We start from the raw sequence: 15,530 nt of genomic DNA, 5'->3' as shown, positions 1-15,530 counted from the left end.
CCACGTGCCCGTATCGGCACGCGACGGGGTGGCGGAGTCCGGCGATGCCGGCCGGGTGGTACCGGCCGGCGCCGGATCAGTAGCGGCGGTAGGCGCGCGGGTCGGCGTCCAGGGGACGCGACAGCCGCACGGTGATGAACTCGTCGTTGTCCGGCCTGCCCGGGGTGCGGCCCGCGGAGAAGGGGAAGTTGTTGTCGTTCAGCAGGGCGATCGTCGAGTCGTCAAGGATCACGACGTCCTCGATCGTCTGGAACGGGAACCTGAACGTCGGGCCGAAGCCGCCCAGGCCCTTGGGGTCGGCCAGGTCCAGCAGGTCGGCCACCTGCGTCTTGTCCACGGCGCCGTCCTTGTCGCGGTCGCGCGTGTCGGCCAGGTAGACGCGCTTGAGCTTGGCCGCGTCGCCCTGCTCGTTGTCGCGCTCGATGATCAGGAACCGGTCGCGGTCCACCGAGACCATGTCGCCGATGGAGTTGCCCGGCGCCTCGAGCTTGTAGGTCCAGCGGCGGCCGGTGTAGGCGCGGTCGCGCAGGTCGAACTCGTTGATGCGCAGGGTGCCCGCGGGGTCGCCGGCGACGGTGCCCTCCAGCATCGGGTACAGGTGGCGGCCGTCGAGCCCGCTCGCCATGCCCTCGAAGCCCTTGCTGCTGCCCAGGTTCGGCGTGCCGCCGTTGAGGTAGGGGTTCTCGGGCGCCTGGACGCCGGGCAGTGCGACCGGCTTGTCCAGCAGCGCGCCGGTGGCCGAGAAGTGCAGCAGCCACGGGCCGAACTCGTCGCCGATCCAGTAGGTGCCGTCGGGCCGGCGGACGATCGACTCGACGTCGAAGTCGGCGCCGGTGAGCCTGCGGTCGGCGCGGGTCAGCGGGAAGGGCACGCGCTTGAACGGGTCGCTCAGGTCCACCCCGCCCACGGCCGTGACCACGCCGGAGCGCAGGTCGGGCTTGACGCGCTGGATGCGCAGCAGGAAGTCGCCGCTGTTGGCCTTGTTGCCGTAGCCGTTGTCGGACAGCACGTCATAGCTGCCGTCGCGGCGGCGGGCGACGCCGCTGAAGCCCTGCACGGGCTGGCCCGGGAACGGCGGGGTGACGCCGTTGATCGGATCCGTGCCGAGCTGGGCGCCCGACGGCTCGCTGCCCGGCACGTAGGTCTGCGCGGGAAGGGAGGCCCATCCGGTGAGCGTCGCCCGGCCGTACCCGCCGTCGTGGGACTGGTGGCCGCCGTGGCCGTCGTGCCCGTCGGCGAGGGCGGGGGCGGAAAGGCTCAGCGCCACCGCGACGGCGCCCAACCCGATCATGGTTTTTCTCATGGCCGTCACGTTAGGGATGCCCGATTAATCGGGGCACAACACCGGATGACCCGCGGGTGCCCAGGTTGTGAGCGGGGCGGCGCCGGGGCGCGAACCCCGGCGGTGGAGGCGCCGCGCGTCATAGATCTCCCATCTCCATGGCGTGACCAGCATCTTTGCCAAACTCCCCATGTACTGGACAGCACACCTCGACTACTATCGGTAATCGACTGCATGCTACAGGTAGTGGGGCGATGCGTTGACGGAGCGACGATCGGCGGTGCGGGCGGCCGTTCACCTCTTCCTTGCCACGGCCGCCGTCATCCTGCTCGTCACCGGCGTCGGCTCCCACGAGAGCCCGCCCGCCCTGCCCGCGATCACCGCGACCCCGGTCGTTGCCCCGGCCGCGGAGACGCGGGCCGAGGCCGCTCCCATGCCGGGCCCCGAGGACGCCGACCACGACGGGTGTCCCAGACCGTGGGAGAACCCCTGCGCCGCCGGCTGGGTCAAGCCTCCCCTCCCGCCGTCCCGTCACGGCGGGCATCCGTCGCAGCGGCCGAAGGCCGTCACCGAGACGGCGTTTCGGGCGGGCGCTCCCGCAGCGGGAGCCTCCGCCCTGCGATGGACGCGGCCCTCGGGGCCGCGGCTGCCCGTCTTCCGTTGCTGATCACCGGTCGCCGGTACCGGGCCGCGCACCGCGCGCCCGGCCGACGCTCCATGCCCTCATCAGCACGAAGGAGTCACACCCATGCAATCGTTGATCGACCATGCCCGCACGTTCCACCAGAAGGTCAGCGGCGGCCGAGAACAGGCGGCCGGCCCGGGCGACGGGGTCTCGCCGCAGGCCATGTTCGTCACCTGCTCCGACGCGCAGGTCATCCCGTCCCTGATCACCGGCGCCCGCCCGGGCGAGCTGTTCGAGCTGCGCACGGCGGGCAACGTCATCCCGCCCTACCGTCTGGGCCGGCTCACGGCCGAGGCCGCCACCATCGAGTACGCCGTGAACATCCTCGGCGTCCAGGACGTCATCGTGTGCGGGCACACCCGCTGCGGCGCCGTCCAGGGCCGGGTGCGTTCCTGGACGCTGCGGTCGGCGCCGACCACGCGGTGGTGGCTGCTGCAGACCCACCGCTGGCGGGACGCCCCCGTGCTCGCCGACGAGGACGCCGCGCGGGCCCACCTGATCGCCCAGCTCGACAAGCTGCGCCGCTACCCCCGGGTGGCCCGGCGGGTGGCCGCCGGGCGCCTGCGCCTGCACGGCTGGTTCTACGAGGTCCAGACCGGCGTGGTGTCGAACTACCGGCCCGACACCGGCGCCTTCACCCCCCTTTGAGCCCCCGCGCCACCAGGTGCCCCGTGACCGGTTCCGGCCGGGCACGTCCATGACGGGCCGGTGGGCGGGAGTCCGTCCGATCGCGGCCTCCGCCGCCCACCGGCCAGGTCCCGGGTGTCGACAGCGACCGGTCCAGCCTCCTACACTTCAATGTATGAAGGATCGTTCAAGTGTCGCCGTGATCGACCCCCACGGCTGCTCGGTGCCGATGGTCGACGCCGAACGGGTCTCCGCGGTGCGCCGGTCCCTGCCCTCCGAGGACACCATCGAGGACCTGGCCCAGGTGTTCGGCCTGCTCGCCGACCCGGGGCGGCTTCGCATGGTGGCGGCGCTGCTGGAGGGGGGCGAGATGTGCGTGTGCGACCTGGCCGCCGCCACCGGCCAGAGCATGTCCGGGGCCTCGCACGCCCTGCGGTTGCTGCGGATGCGGCGGGTGGTCAAGGTGCGCAGGTCGGGGCGCATGGCCTACTACCAGCTCGCCGACTCCCACGTGCGCATGCTGTTCGACCTGGCGATCGCCCACGCCGGGCACACCGAAGGAGGGCTGGGCGATGGGTGAGCGCGCCGGGCACGGCCATGGTCACGGTCACGGCCACGGCGCGGTCGCCGCCGAGGCCGACCGCCGCTACCTCACCGGGGCGCTCGCGCTGATCGTCGGGTTCATGGCCGTCGAGGTGGTCATCGGCTTCCTCGCCCGCTCGCTGGCCCTGGTGTCGGACGCCGGGCACATGCTGACCGACGCCATCGCCATCGTGTTCGCCCTGGTGGCCATGCGCATCGCCCAGCGTCCCCCGCAGGGCGGGTTCACCTACGGGCTCAAGCGCGCCGAGATCATCTCAGCCCAGATCAACGGCATCACGCTGCTGCTGCTGAGCGCCTACTTCATCTACGAGGGCGTCGGCCGGCTCATCGCGCCGCCGGTCGTGCACGGGGCTTTCGTCGTCGCCACCGGCGTGGCCGGCATCGCCGTCAACCTCGCCGCGACGTGGTTGCTCAGCAAGGCGAACCGGACGAGCCTGAACGTCGAGGGTGCCTTCCAGCACATCCTCAGCGACCTCTACGCGTTCGTCGCCACCACGATCGCCGGACTGGTGATCTGGCTGACCGGCTGGAACCGCGCAGACGCGCTCGCCGCGCTCGTGGTTGCCGGCCTGATGCTCAAGGCCGGCTGGGGGCTGGTCCGCGACTCCGGCAGGGTCTTCATGGAGGCGGCCCCCGCCGGGATGAACCCGGCGGAGATCGGCAGGAAGACCGCCGCGCTGGAGCACGTCGTGGAGGTGCACGACCTGCACATCTGGGAGGTCACCTCCGGGTACGCGGCGCTGTCGGCGCACATCCTGGTGGCCCCGGGCGCCGACTGTCACGCCGTGCGGGTGGCCGCCGAGCGCCTGGTCCGCGACGAGTACGACATCGGCCACACCACTCTGCAGGTCGACCACGCGACGCCCGAGCTGCTGACCATCGGCCAGGCCGAGGCGCACTGCGCCGACCCGCACGGCCCCGCCCACCGCAACGACCCCTCCGGCTCCTGACCTGGACGCCCTCGACCGGCCGGTCGGCCGCCCGCCCTCCGCCGGTCAGCCGCCCGGTCCGCCCTCCGCTCGGCCGCCCGCCGTCCCGCGGTCAGCCGCCGTTCCGGGGCTCTCCGTCGAGCAGGCGGTCAGGCCACGGGTGGTCGCCGTACACCAAGCCGATGGTGCGGGCCAGCCAGCGCCGCTCGTCGCCGCCCAGCTTCGGCAGGACCTCCTCGAAGTCCTGCTCGTCCTTGGCGCGGGGGCGTTTGGCCTTGTAGAACAGCTGGATCTCCGGGCGCAGGTAGGGGACGCCCCGCGGCGACACCAGCCCCAGCCGCTCCACGGGGCGGCGCACCCGGGAGTCGCGCCGCGACACCCACTCGGGGCCGTCGGACTCGTCCAGCATGACCTGGATGCGCCACGGCGCGTCGGCCCCGGGACGGCACCAGATGTCGTGCACCGTCGAGGGAAGGATCTCCTCCCGCTTCCAGGGGCGCAGCACTCCCGGGGGGTCGGCGCACCACCACTCCCAGGTGGGCAGGATCCGCTGGGCGGCGAGCTGGTCGTCGCGGAGCAGCAGGACGTCGATGTCCCCGTGCTCGCGGAAGCCGTATCCCACGGCGAGTTCTATGGCGTAGCCTCCGGCGATCCACCAGCGGCCGTCCGCGGCGGAGAAGAGGTTCACGACTTCAGACAACGGCGCGGGGTCCCATGTGCCCCACGGCGTCTCCCGGCGCATCATGCCCGTCATCTTCGCGTGCGCGGAGCGTCACCGTGGGAGTCTTCGCGAACTCAGGGGCCCCTATCGGCAGGCAGGCTCGAAGCGGCCGCCGTGCTCGGTCTGGGACAGCGCCCAAGCGGCGTTGATCAGTCCGATGTGACTGAACGCCTGAGGAAAGTTGCCGAGGAACTCCCCGGTGCGCGGGCAGACCTCCTCGGCCATCAGCCCGACATCGTTGATGTAGGTCCCCGCCCGCTCGAAGACGGCCCGCGCTTCCTCGTGCCGTCCGGCCAGCGCCTGGGCCTGCGCCAGCCAGAACGTGCACAGCAGGAACGCCCCCTCGTCCCCCGGCAGCCCGTCGTCCATCAGATAGCGGTAGACCAGCCCGTGCTCGTCGACCAGCCGCTCGGCGATGGCGTCGATGGTGGCGAGCATCCGCGGATGGTCCGCCGGCACCAGCCCGATGATCGGCAGCATCAGCACCGAGGCGTCCAGGTCGGCGGAGCCGAACGCCTGGGTGTAGGCGCCGGCCTTCCGGCTCCACCCCTCGCGCAGGATGGTGTCCCTGATCTCCTCGGCCGCCGCCCGCCACTCGCCGACGCGGTGCCGGGCCCCGAGGCGCCCGGCCAGCCTGATGGCGCGGTCGACCGCGACCCAGCACATCGCCTTGGAATGCAGGTAGTGCCGGCGCTCGCCCCGGATCTCCCAGATGCCGTGGTCGGGCTCGCGCCACTGCGCGATCGCCGCGTCGGCCAGCGCGGTCAGGAACGCGCGCACCGGCCGGTCGAAGTCCCCGAGCTGACTGGAAACGCAATGGACGGCGTCCAGCAGTTCCCCGTAGACGTCGACCTGCTGCTGCCGCCACGCGTCGTTGCCCACCCGGACCGGCCGGCTGCCGCGCCATCCGCTCAGATGCGGGAGCTCCCGCTCGGACAGGTCGTGCTCGCAGCCGACGCCGAAGACGATCTGCAACGCCCGCGCCGGCTCGTAGGTCGCGGCGGCGGTCGTCATGCAGGCGAGGAACTGGTCGGCCTCGTCCGGGCAGGCCGCGACCCACAGCGCGTTCATCGTGAAGCTCGCGTCCCGCACCCACGAGTAGCGGTAGTCCCAGTTGCGCTCCCCGCCGGGCGCCTCCGGCAGCGAGGTGGTGGGCGCCGCCACCACCGCGCCGGTGGGCTGGTAGGACAGCGCGTACAGCACCCTGCCGGAGTGCGCGACCAGTTCGCGGTACGGCCCCTCGTAGGCCTGGTGGGCCCGCGACCACTCCCGCCAGCGGGCAACGGTGGTCTCCATGCCCGCGGCGATGCGCTGGTCGTCCCACAGGTCGGGCGGCGGCTCCGACGCCATGCTCCAGTGCAGGGCGAAGCGCAGCGTCGTGCCCTCCTCCAGCGTCGCCGCGCCGGCAGCCTCCTCGGCCATGACCGAGTGCGAGATCGGCGTGGACAGCGCGACCTGGTCGGGCCCGCCCCGGGCGCGCACGCCGCCGGGCACGGCCGTCAGCAGCGGCATGACCAGCCCGTACTCCGGCCTCGGCACGCAGCGGACCTCCAGCTCGACCGACCCGCGCGCGCACGTGGCGCACCGTGCCAGCACGTGCGGGGCGTCGGCGCCGAGCCGGTGGACGTCGGGGTCCTCGCCGACCAGGAGCGCGTCGGTGAGCACCAGGACGCCGGTGGCGGTCTCGAACGTCGTCTCCAGCACCATGGTCTGCGGCAGGTAACGGCGCGTCACCGCGTACGGGCCGGCCGGGCGGATCGACCACGACCCCGCCCGGTCGTCGAGCATCGCCGCGAACAGCGACGGGCTGTCGAACCGGGGCAGGCACAGCCAGTCCACCGATCCGCCCGTGCCGACCAGCGCGGCCGAGTGCCGGTCCGACAGCAGCGCGTATCCGGCGATGGGTGTCCTCGTCATGGTCGCCTCACACCGCCCCTCCCCGGTGGCCTCGCTTCTGGCCCTCCCCGGTGGCCTCGCTTCTAGGCCCATACCCGCATCGGGGCGAGGCGAGCGATCAGCCGTCCTCCGCGCCGGCCTCGATGTCGCCCTCCACCTTCAGGTAGATCTCCTGCAGGGCGTTCAGCACCGCGGGGTCGGGGCGGGCCCACATGCCGCGGCTCGCGGCCTCCAGCAGGCGTTCGGCCATGCCGTGCAGCGCCCACGGGTTGGACTCGGCGAGGAAACGGCGGTTCTCCGGGTCCAGCACGTACGTCGCGGCCAGCGTGTCGTACATCCAGTCGGCCACCACGCCGGTCGTCGCGTCGTAGCCGAACAGGTAGTCCACGGTCGCGGCCAGCTCGAACGCGCCCTTGTAGCCGTGGCGCCGCATGGCCTCCACCCAGCGCGGGTTCACCACCCGGGCGCGGAAGACGCGCGCCGTCTCCTCCGCCAGGCTGCGGGTGCGCACCGCGTCAGGCCGCGTGCTGTCGCCGATGTAGGCCGCGGGGGCGCGGCCGGTCAGGGCCCGCACGGTGGCGACCATGCCGCCGTGGTACTGGAAGTAGTCGTCGGAGTCGGCGATGTCGTGCTCGCGGGTGTCGACGTTCTTGGCGGCCACGGCGATGCGCCGGTAGGCGGCCTCCATGTCGGCCCGGGCGGGCGTGCCGTCCAGGTCCCTGCCGTAGGCGAAGCCGCCCCACACCGCGTACACCTCCGCGAGGTCGGCGTCGTCGCGCCAGTCGCGGCTGTCGATCAGCGGCAGCAGCCCCGCCCCGTAGGCGCCCGGCCGCGAGCCGAACACGCGCATGGTGGCCCGCCGCTCGTCCCCGTGCGCGGCGAGGTCGGCCTGGGCGTGCGCCCGGACGTAGTTCACCTCCTCGGGCTCCTCCAGCGCGGCGACCAGTCGCACCGCGTCGTCCAGCATGACCACGACGTGCGGGAAGGCGTCGCGGAAGAAGCCGCTGATGCGGACGGTGACGTCCACGCGGGGCCGTCCCAGCTCGTCGGGAGCGATCGGCGCGAGCCCGGTGACCCGGCGGGACGCCTCGTCCCACACCGGGCGGACGCCCAGCAGGGCGAGCACCTCGGCCACGTCGTCCCCGGCCGTCCGCATGGCGCTGGTGCCCCAGATCGACAGGCCCACCGAGCGGGGCCAGTCGCCGGTGTCGGCCCGGTAGCGGGCGAGCAGCGAGGCGGCCATCGCCTGGCCGGTCTCCCAGGCCAGGCGGCTCGGCACCGCCTTGGGGTCCACCGAGTAGAAGTTCCGGCCGGTCGGCAGCACGTTGACCAGCCCGCGCAGCGGCGAGCCGCTCGGCCCGGCCGGGACGTACCCGCCGTCCAGGGCGTGCAGGACGGCGCCGATCTCGTCCCCCGTCCTGTCCAGCCGCGGCACGATCTCCGTGGCCGCGAACCCCAGGATCGACGCCACCATCGGCGGCACCGCCACCTGCCTGGCCTCCGCTCCTCCGGCCGCCGGTCGTCCGGCCTCCGGCCCTCTGACCGCGGCCTTCCCGGCCTCCGCCTCCTCGGCCTCCGGCTTCCCGGTCTCCGCCTCCTCGGCCTCCGCCCCCTCGGCCATCGCCGCCTCGGCCTCGGGCTTCCCCGCCTCCGGTCGTCCGGCGTCCTCCGGCAGCGCCGGCGGTTCGGCTCGGGAGTCCTGGGGGACGTCGGCCGCCCCGTCCGCTGTGCCGACGGTCGTCGCGGGCGCCGGGCGGGCGGCGAAGACGGCGGCGCAGACCTCCGGGACGGCGGCCGGGTCCCAGTCGCGGGCCTCCATGCCTTCGACGAGCGCGGCGGCGATCTCCTCGGCCTCGTCGGTGTCCGTGCGCCCGGCGGTGCCGTCCTCGGCCAGGCCAAGCGCCTCGCGCAGGCCCGGCAGCGCCTGGTCGCCCGCCCACATCTGCCGGGCGCGCAGCATCGCCAGCACCAGGTCCACCCGGGCCCGTCCCCTGGGTGCCTGGCCCAGCACGTGCAGGCCGTCGCGGATCTGCACGTCCTTGACCTCGCACAGCCAGCCGTCCACGTGCAGCAGGAAGTCGTCGAACTCGGCGTCGTGCGGCCGGTCGGCGACGCCGAGGTCGTGGTCCAGCCGGGCGGCCTGGATGAGCGTCCAGATCTGCGCGCGGATCGCGGGCAGCTTGGCCGGGTCCATGGCGGCGATCGAGGCGTGCTCGTCCAGCAACTGCTCCAGCCGGGCCATGTCGCCGTAGGTGTCGGCCCGCGCCATCGGCGGCACCAGGTGGTCCACCAGGGTGGCGTGGGCGCGGCGCTTGGCCTGGGTGCCCTCCCCGGGGTCGTTCACCAGGAACGGGTAGATCAGCGGCAGGTCGCCGAGCGCGGCGTCCGGGCCGCAGGAGGCCGACATCCCGGCCGACTTGCCGGGCAGCCACTCCAGGTTGCCGTGCTTGCCGACGTGCACGACGGCGTGCGCGCCGAAACCCTCCTCGTCCCGCAGCCAGCGGTAGGCGGCCAGGTAGTGGTGGCTCGGCGGCAGGTCCGGGTCGTGGTAGATCGCGATCGGGTTCTCGCCGAACCCGCGCGGCGGCTGGACCATCACCACGACGTTGCCCGCGCGCAGCGCCGCCAGCACGATCTCCCCGCCTGGGTCGCGGGAGCGGTCGACGAACAGCTCGCCGGGCGGCGGGCCCCAGTGCCGCTCGACGCGGGCGCGCAGGTCCCCCGGGAGGGTCGCGTACCAGGCACGGTAGCGGGCGGCGGAGATCCGCACCGGGTTGCCGGCGAGCTGCTCCTCGGTGAGCCAGTCCTGGTCCTGGCCGCCGGCGGCGATCAGCGCGTGGATCAGCGCGTCACCGTCCAGGTCGGCCACGCCGGGAAGCCCGTCCTCGCCGTCGGGGCCGATGTCGTACCCGTCCGCGCGCAGAGCGGCCAGGAGACGGACGACGCTGGCCGGGGTGTCCAGGCCGACCGCGTTGCCGACCCGGGCGTGCTTGGTCGGGTAGGCCGACAGCATCACGACGATCCGCCGCTCCTCGCGGGGTACGTGCCGCAGGACGGCGTGCCGCACGGCGATCCCGGCGACGCGGGCGGCGCGCTCGGGGTCGGCGACGTAGACCGTCAGCCCGTCCTGGTCGACCTCCTTGAAGGAGAACGGGACGGTGATGATCCGGCCGTCGAACTCGGGGATGGCCACCTGGGAGGCCGCGTCCAGCGGGGAAAGGCCCTCGTCGCTCTCCTCCCACGCCCGCCGGCCGCTCGTCAGGCACAGGCCCTGCAGGATCGGCACGTCGAGCCCGGCCAGCGCGCCCACGTCCCACGCCTCGTCGTCCCCGCCGGCCGAGGCGGTCGCCGGGCGCGTCCCTCCGGCGGCGAGCACGGTGACGACCAGCGCGTCCACCTCGCCGAGCACTTGGAGCAGTTCCGGCTCCGCCGTGCGCAGCGAGGCGCAGTAGACGGGCAGCGGGCGGCCTCCGGCGTCCTCGATGGCGTCGCACAGCGCGTGCACGAACCCGGTGTTCCCCGCGACGTGGTGGGCGCGGTAGTACAACACCCCCACCACCGGCCGCGCGCCGGTCCGTCCGTCCGCGATCGTGACCGGGGCGCTCTGGTCCCCGTTCGTGGCCGGGATACCGGCCGCCTCCCGCCTCCCCTCGACGGGAGGATCGGCGGTCACCTCCCCGCCCGTGCCTGCGTCCTGCCCCGCCGGAGGTTCGGGCTCCGGGCGTTCCAGGACGCCCCAGGCGGGGGTGGCCTCGGGCGGGGCGAAGCCGTGGCCGGTGAGCAGCACGGTGTCGCACAGGAAGCGGTGCAGCTCGGCCAGGTTCGCCGGACCGCCGTGCGCCAGGTAGGCGTGCGCCTCGGCGCACACTCCTCCGGGGACGGTGGACAGCTCCATCAGCTCGGCGTCGGGGGCCTGCTCGCCGCCGAGCACCACCACCGGGCGGGGGCCGGCGAGCAGGGCGTCCAGGCCCTCCTGCCAGACCCGCCGCCCGCCGAGCAGGCGGACGACGACCAGTTCCACGCCGTCCAGCAGCTCGGGGAGGCCGGCGGCGGTGAGCCGGGCGGGGTTGCCGAGCCGGTACGGCAGGCCGCACGCGCGGGCGCTGAGCAGGTCGGTGTCGGAGGTCGACAGCAGGAGCAGGGGGAGATGGCGCACGGCACATCCTCACTCGGGGTCCGCGCCCCGGGTCGTGGGTCCACACGGCGGCCTGGAGTCTCCTGGCTTCCGGATCGACGCATCACCCCGGCCTTCCCGCCCGTTGCCGGGCCGTGGCCTTGGTGGGGTTGACTCCCCGGTGACAGTGGCGGGACCGCGCCGGACTCACACCGGCTTCCTCCAGTACCGTCGCCCTCCATCAGATCATGTCGTCCGACTTATTGCGAGATGTCGTTATTGCGATCAGCCGGGGTTACCATCCTCACCGTGGCCGCCGCCGACTTCTCCACCCCCGCGAGCGCGAACGAAACAACCCGCCCGCCTGGCCAAGTCCCTCCCGGCGGCGCCGGTTCCCCGGCCCGCCCGACCGACAGCGCCGTCCCCCCTGCCCGCCCGGACGGCGGCGCCGCTTCCCCGTCCCGGTCGATCGGCGGCGCCGGCTCCCCGGCCCGGTCGCGGCCGGACGCATGCCCCGGGGCCCTGCAGACCCACACGGCGGCGGACGGCGCGGTCGCCCGCCTCCGGACGCCGGGCGGCCTGCTCACCCCCGACCGGCTGCGCGTCATCGCGGACGCCGCCACCACGTGGGGATCGGGCGTGATCGAACTGACCTCCCGTGCGAACGTGCAGGTGCGCGGGCTCGGCGAGGCGGACGGCCAGGCGTTCGCGGACCGGATGGCCGCCGCCGGGCTGCTGCCCTCGGCCACCCACGAGCGGGTGCGCAACATCGTCGCCGGCCCGCTGTCCGGCCTCGACGGGCGCGGCCTCGCCGACGTCATCCCCCTCGTCCGCGCGCTGGACGACGCCGTGCTCGCCCGGCCCGCCCTCGCGGAGCTGCCGGGCCGTTTCCTTTTCGCCCTCGACGACGGCCGCCACGACCTGCTCCCCCTCCACGCCGACCTCACCCTCCTTCCCACCCGGCCCTCCCCCGTCGCCGGCTACACAGGGGCCGGGAACGAACCCGGTCCGGGCGGGTCCATAGAGGCCCGGGACCCGGGGCACGGGGCGGGCATCGCCGGATGCGTGCTGCTACTCGCCGGGCAGGACACCGGGCTGCGGTTCCCCCTTGCCGACGCGGTGCCCGTGATGGTGGCCGCCGCCGAGGCGTTCCTGGCCGAGCGGACCGCCCAGGGCACCGGCGCATGGCGCGTCGCCGAACTCACCGACGGCCCCGCCGCGATCACCGCCCGGCTCACCACCGGCACTCCCCAGGTCTTCTCCGCCATCCGCACCGGCCCGGACGCCGCGACGACGGATACGGCCGGGCGTACGGACACCGGGAAATCTCCCGGGATCGTCGCCATGGCGGACGGGCGGGTGGCGCTGGTCGTCCTGGCCGCGCTGGGCCGGCTCACCGCCGCCCAGGCGCACGCGGTGGCCGAGGCGGCCGACGCGGGAAGCGCGGAGGTCCGGCTGACCCCGTGGCGCACCCTCGTGATCCCCGGCATCGCGCCTGCCGAGGCCGCGGCGTGGACATCCCGCCTGGCGGCCGCCGGGCTGGTGACCGACGCGGCATCCCCATGGGCCGGAGTCACGGCCTGCACGGGCCTGCCGGGCTGCGCCAAATCGCTCGCCGACGTCCGGTCCGACGCGACCCAGGCCACCTCGCACCCGCACCCCGCCACCGGACCGGCCCTGACCGGACACCGGCCGCTCCCCGTGCACTGGGCGGGATGCGAGCGCCACTGCGGACGCCCCGCCGGCCCGGCCGTACTGGTGACCGCCACCCCCGACGGCTACCACGTCGAGTCCCCAGGCACGGCCGAACACCACACCACCCTCCCGGCCACGGCCACCGCGGTCGCCGGAGCACGCACCGGCGACCATCGATAGCACGTGACAGAGGTGACGCCTAGGTGCGGCCGACGATGGTGCCGGCTCTGTCGATGACGATGACGTCGACCTCCACCGGGGCGCCGCGCAGGACGTCCAGGGCGGTGGCGCGGGCGCGGGCGGCGATCAGGTCGCCGAGGGGCACCCCCGCCTCCCGGCAGAGGGTGAGGGCCTGGAGGGCGGTGTTGGCGTCCCGCACCCGGGCCGCCAGCGCCTCGTCGCCGCCCGCGCCGAGCACCATCGCCGCCAGCGCCTCGGTGCTGACCTGCGAGCGGCCCGAGTGCAGGTCGAGATGCCCGTCGGCGAGCTTGGACAGTTTGCCGACGCCCCCGGCCACGGTGAGCCGGGGGACGGGGTGGCGGCGCAGGTACTTCAGGACGGCGCCCGCGAAGTCGCCCATGTCGAGCAGCGCGTCCTCCGGCAGCCCGTACAGCTCGGCGGCGACCCGCTCGGAGGTGCTGCCGGTGCACGCCGCCACGTGGCGGTGCCCTGCGGCGCGGGCGACGTCCACGCCGCGCCGGATGCTGTCGATCCACGCCGAGCACGAGTAGGGCACCACGACGCCCGTGGTGCCGAGGATGGACAGGCCACCGAGGATGCCGAGCCGGGGGTTCCAGGTGCGGCGCGCAAGCTCCTCGCCGCCGTCCACGGAGATCTCGACGACCACGTCGCCAGCGACTCCGTGCGCGGCGGCGACGCGCGCCACGTGGGCGCGCATCATCTCGCGGGGCACCGGGTTGATGGCGGGCTCGCCCACCTCCAGCGGAAGGCCCGGCTTGGTCACGGTGCCGACGCCCGGCCCCGCGCGGAAGGTGACCCCGGTTCCGGGGGCGCCTCGCCGCACGGCGGCGCGGATCAGCGCGCCGTGCGTGACGTCCGGGTCGTCCCCCGCGTCCTTGACCACCCCGGCCCTGGCCTCCCGATACGGCCGGGCATCCAGCCCCCCCGCGGTCCGTCGAGGCTCCGCCGTCCCCTGTCGCCCCGCCGTCTCTCCAAGGCCGGCGGTCCCACGTCGCCCCGTCGCCTCCCCAGGGGCGGCGGGCCCATGTTGCCCCGTCGCCTCCTCAAGGCCGGCGGTCCCACGTCGCTCCGCCGTCTCCCCAGGGGCGGCGGTCCCGCCCCGTCTGGCCGCCTCGCCGTGCTGCGGGGGATGTCCGTCCTGCGGGGGTGTCACGTGAGCGGGGATGAGTTCCTCGGTGGCCAGCGCGAACGACGGGCGCTGCCCTCGGGGCAGGACGATCTCCACCGGGTCGGGGAACGTCCCGGTGAGCAGTGCGGTGTAGGCGGCGGTGACCGCCGCCGTCGCGCACGCGCCGGTCGTCCACCCGTACCGCAGCCCAGTGCTCATGGGTCAAGAATGCACATCCCGCGAACGGGCCCGCCGCGCAGGGCCAGCCGGGCCGGCTTCTCCCGGTTCGCCAGGGCACATGCCGGATCCCGCCCGGTGAGCGGACCGGGCGGGATCGGCACAGGGCTGGGTCAGATGCAGAAGCCCCAGGTCGGCTTGCAGCAGCCCCAGGTGAACGCGCCCTCGGTGGCGGGTTCCCGGCCGCCGACGATCCGCTCGTCCAGCGTGATCTCGCCGGCCGGGTGATCGAGACCGGCGACGCGGGCCTGCGGGTTCTTCCACTGACGGATCAGCTCGTTGTCGGACATTTCATGACTCCTTCGATGACGAGGCCGAGATGCGGTGACGCCTACACCGGGCAGGAGAGAGTGCGGGTGGCGCAGCAGCCGATGCTGATGAAGAACTCGGTCTGCGGAGGCATCCCGCCGACCACCTCCTCCTGCAGGGCGATCTCACCGGCCGGGTGGTCGAGGCCTGCGACGCGGTCCTGCGGGTTCTTCCACTGACGGATCAGCTCGTTGTCGGACATGAGGGAACTCCTTGTCGATGAATCGGTGGGGATGAACGGGGTGTGGGCCTGCTAGCAGAGGTCCACGGTGCAGCATTTGTGGGAGATCACCGGCGGCCAGGTCTCCTGCGGCATGCCGCCGACGACGTGCGCGAGGCCCTCGTCGACGTCGATCTCACCGGCCGGGTGCGCGATCCCCCTGGTGCGGACCCGGGGGTCCTTCCACTGACGGATCAGTTCGTCGTCGGACGACATCGCGCGACTCCTTCGGTACTCGGATCAGCCGCAGTAGACGCCGGTGGGGCAGCAGCCCCAGGAGGCGATCGCCTCCGTCGCGGGCGGCATGCCGCCGACCAGCTCGTCCAGGCTGATCTCACCCGCGGGGTGGACCAGGTCGCCGGTACGGGCCTGCGGGTTCTTCCACTGACGGATCAGCTCGTTGCCGGACATCTCATGACTCCTTCGGCTACGTCGTGGCGATCAGAAGCCGCCGGCGCAGAATGCGTCGGTGGGGCAGCAGCCGAGGGAGAAGGCGTACTCGGTCCTCGGCGGCCGGCCGCCGACCACGCGGGTGTCGTCCAGGGCGATCTCCCCGGCGGGGTGGACGAGGCCGGCGACGCGGGCCTGCGGGTTCTTCCACTGACGGATCAGCTCGTTGTCGGACATGGTGTGACTCCTTCGTTCAGATTTCGGTGGAGGGGGACCGCGCCGGACGGTGCCGGCGGGACGGGCCCGCGGTGCCGCGGGCCCAGGGGCGGCTCAGATTCCGCCGCACCACAGACCGGTGGGGCAGCAGCCCAGGGAGGCGATCCACTCGGTCACCGGCGGCCGGCCGCCGACCACCTGCTCCTCGGTGAGGGCGATCTCCCCGGCCGGGTGGTCGAGGCCGGCGGTGCGGGCCTGCGGGTTCTTCCACTGACGGATCAGCTCGTTGTCGGACAT

At 73.9% G+C, this 15,530-nt stretch carries 16 protein-coding genes and 1 riboswitch; of the genes, 5 read left to right on the top strand and 11 right to left on the bottom strand.

The annotated features are described in order from the left end of the window. Window positions 1-76 precede the first annotated feature (76 nt). Window positions 77-1,303, bottom strand: a complete 1,227-nt coding sequence (locus ABZT47_RS15140; RefSeq protein ID WP_354841173.1) for an esterase-like activity of phytase family protein — start codon at window positions 1,301-1,303, stop codon at window positions 77-79. Between the two features lie 238 nt (window positions 1,304-1,541). Here ABZT47_RS15140 and ABZT47_RS15135 point away from each other — a divergent pair, with 238 nt between their 5' ends. The 4 genes from ABZT47_RS15135 to ABZT47_RS15120 all read left to right on the top strand — a co-directional run bounded on the left by ABZT47_RS15135 (window position 1,542) and on the right by ABZT47_RS15120 (window position 4,147). Then, the gene (locus tag ABZT47_RS15135) at window positions 1,542-1,949 is read left to right on the top strand and encodes a hypothetical protein (protein ID WP_354841171.1); all 408 of its coding nucleotides are present in this window, start codon (window positions 1,542-1,544) and stop codon (window positions 1,947-1,949) included. Between the two features lie 81 nt (window positions 1,950-2,030). Further along, window positions 2,031-2,615 carry a carbonic anhydrase gene (locus ABZT47_RS15130; protein ID WP_354841168.1) on the top strand — a complete coding sequence of 195 codons (585 nt, stop codon included), beginning with the start codon at window positions 2,031-2,033 and terminating at the stop codon, window positions 2,613-2,615. 154 nt (window positions 2,616-2,769) lie between these two features. Next, on the top strand, window positions 2,770-3,174 hold the full coding sequence (locus ABZT47_RS15125) for a metalloregulator ArsR/SmtB family transcription factor (RefSeq protein ID WP_354841165.1): 405 nt from the start codon (window positions 2,770-2,772) through the stop codon (window positions 3,172-3,174). Beyond that, the gene (locus tag ABZT47_RS15120) at window positions 3,167-4,147 is read left to right on the top strand and encodes a cation diffusion facilitator family transporter (protein WP_354841162.1); all 981 of its coding nucleotides are present in this window, start codon (window positions 3,167-3,169) and stop codon (window positions 4,145-4,147) included. The genes ABZT47_RS15125 and ABZT47_RS15120 overlap by 8 nt, the downstream gene beginning before the upstream one ends. A gap of 91 nt (window positions 4,148-4,238) precedes the next feature. Here the strand turns inward: ABZT47_RS15120 and ABZT47_RS15115 are convergent, their stop codons facing one another. From ABZT47_RS15115 to ABZT47_RS15105, 3 genes are all read right to left on the bottom strand, one after another. Beyond that, window positions 4,239-4,814: an amino acid transporter gene (locus ABZT47_RS15115; RefSeq protein WP_354841159.1), complete on the bottom strand. Its 576-nt coding sequence runs from the start codon at window positions 4,812-4,814 to the stop codon at window positions 4,239-4,241. A 117-nt stretch (window positions 4,815-4,931) separates the two neighbouring features. Beyond that, on the bottom strand, window positions 4,932-6,764 hold the full coding sequence (locus ABZT47_RS15110; RefSeq protein WP_354841156.1) for a glycoside hydrolase family 15 protein: 1,833 nt from the start codon (window positions 6,762-6,764) through the stop codon (window positions 4,932-4,934). A 97-nt stretch (window positions 6,765-6,861) separates the two neighbouring features. Next, window positions 6,862-10,899: a cobaltochelatase subunit CobN gene (locus ABZT47_RS15105; protein ID WP_354841153.1), complete on the bottom strand. Its 4,038-nt coding sequence runs from the start codon at window positions 10,897-10,899 to the stop codon at window positions 6,862-6,864. A 55-nt stretch (window positions 10,900-10,954) separates the two neighbouring features. After that, window positions 10,955-11,080, bottom strand: a riboswitch (cobalamin riboswitch). Window positions 11,081-11,166: 86 nt separating this feature from the next. Between ABZT47_RS15105 and cobG the strand changes: the two genes are divergently transcribed. Continuing rightward, window positions 11,167-12,732 (top strand): precorrin-3B synthase, encoded by a 1,566-nt coding sequence (cobG, locus tag ABZT47_RS15100; RefSeq protein ID WP_354841150.1) that lies wholly within the window; start codon window positions 11,167-11,169, stop codon window positions 12,730-12,732. A 19-nt stretch (window positions 12,733-12,751) separates the two neighbouring features. Here the strand turns inward: cobG and ABZT47_RS15095 are convergent, their stop codons facing one another. From ABZT47_RS15095 to ABZT47_RS15065, 7 genes are all read right to left on the bottom strand, one after another. Further along, the gene (locus ABZT47_RS15095) at window positions 12,752-14,080 is read right to left on the bottom strand and encodes a cobalt-precorrin-5B (C(1))-methyltransferase (protein WP_354841146.1); all 1,329 of its coding nucleotides are present in this window, start codon (window positions 14,078-14,080) and stop codon (window positions 12,752-12,754) included. A 131-nt stretch (window positions 14,081-14,211) separates the two neighbouring features. Beyond that, entirely contained in the window at window positions 14,212-14,388 is a 177-nt protein-coding gene (locus tag ABZT47_RS15090; protein WP_354841143.1) for a hypothetical protein, read from the bottom strand. A 41-nt stretch (window positions 14,389-14,429) separates the two neighbouring features. Further along, window positions 14,430-14,609: a hypothetical protein gene (locus ABZT47_RS15085; RefSeq protein ID WP_354841141.1), complete on the bottom strand. Its 180-nt coding sequence runs from the start codon at window positions 14,607-14,609 to the stop codon at window positions 14,430-14,432. 51 nt (window positions 14,610-14,660) lie between these two features. Continuing rightward, window positions 14,661-14,843, bottom strand: coding sequence for a hypothetical protein (locus ABZT47_RS15080; RefSeq protein ID WP_354841138.1), 183 nt, complete (start codon window positions 14,841-14,843; stop codon window positions 14,661-14,663). 24 nt (window positions 14,844-14,867) lie between these two features. Then, window positions 14,868-15,038 carry a hypothetical protein gene (locus ABZT47_RS15075; protein WP_354841135.1) on the bottom strand — a complete coding sequence of 57 codons (171 nt, stop codon included), beginning with the start codon at window positions 15,036-15,038 and terminating at the stop codon, window positions 14,868-14,870. A gap of 30 nt (window positions 15,039-15,068) precedes the next feature. Then, a complete protein-coding gene (locus tag ABZT47_RS15070; protein WP_354841132.1) occupies window positions 15,069-15,254 on the bottom strand; it encodes a hypothetical protein in 186 nt (61 codons plus the stop codon). A 93-nt stretch (window positions 15,255-15,347) separates the two neighbouring features. Further along, on the bottom strand, window positions 15,348-15,530 hold the full coding sequence (locus ABZT47_RS15065) for a hypothetical protein (protein ID WP_354841130.1): 183 nt from the start codon (window positions 15,528-15,530) through the stop codon (window positions 15,348-15,350).

The sequence above is a fragment of the Sphaerisporangium sp. NPDC005289 genome (assembly GCF_040607455.1).
Taxonomy (GTDB): Bacteria; Actinomycetota; Actinomycetes; order Streptosporangiales; family Streptosporangiaceae; genus Sphaerisporangium; species Sphaerisporangium rhizosphaerae.
The sequence above is the reverse complement of the archived record's forward strand: the minus strand, read 5'-3'. Positions and strand labels throughout refer to the sequence as shown.

Bases quoted from the DNA above. Each gene is read 5' to 3' on its own strand.
- ABZT47_RS15090 (WP_354841143.1), bottom strand. From the start codon at position 14,388: ATGTCCGACAACGAGCTGATCCGTCAGTGGAAGAACCCGCAGGCCCGC.
- ABZT47_RS15080 (WP_354841138.1), bottom strand. From the start codon at position 14,843: ATGTCGTCCGACGACGAACTGATCCGTCAGTGGAAGGACCCCCGGGTC.
- ABZT47_RS15130 (WP_354841168.1), top strand. From the start codon at position 2,031: ATGCAATCGTTGATCGACCATGCCCGCACGTTCCACCAGAAGGTCAGC.
- ABZT47_RS15110 (WP_354841156.1), bottom strand. From the start codon at position 6,764: ATGACGAGGACACCCATCGCCGGATACGCGCTGCTGTCGGACCGGCAC.
- ABZT47_RS15065 (WP_354841130.1), bottom strand. From the start codon at position 15,530: ATGTCCGACAACGAGCTGATCCGTCAGTGGAAGAACCCGCAGGCCCGC.
- ABZT47_RS15070 (WP_354841132.1), bottom strand. From the start codon at position 15,254: ATGTCCGACAACGAGCTGATCCGTCAGTGGAAGAACCCGCAGGCCCGC.
- ABZT47_RS15140 (WP_354841173.1), bottom strand. From the start codon at position 1,303: ATGAGAAAAACCATGATCGGGTTGGGCGCCGTCGCGGTGGCGCTGAGC.
- ABZT47_RS15095 (WP_354841146.1), bottom strand. From the start codon at position 14,080: ATGAGCACTGGGCTGCGGTACGGGTGGACGACCGGCGCGTGCGCGACG.
- ABZT47_RS15120 (WP_354841162.1), top strand. From the start codon at position 3,167: ATGGGTGAGCGCGCCGGGCACGGCCATGGTCACGGTCACGGCCACGGC.
- ABZT47_RS15075 (WP_354841135.1), bottom strand. From the start codon at position 15,038: ATGTCCGGCAACGAGCTGATCCGTCAGTGGAAGAACCCGCAGGCCCGT.
- ABZT47_RS15085 (WP_354841141.1), bottom strand. From the start codon at position 14,609: ATGTCCGACAACGAGCTGATCCGTCAGTGGAAGAACCCGCAGGACCGC.
- ABZT47_RS15125 (WP_354841165.1), top strand. From the start codon at position 2,770: ATGAAGGATCGTTCAAGTGTCGCCGTGATCGACCCCCACGGCTGCTCG.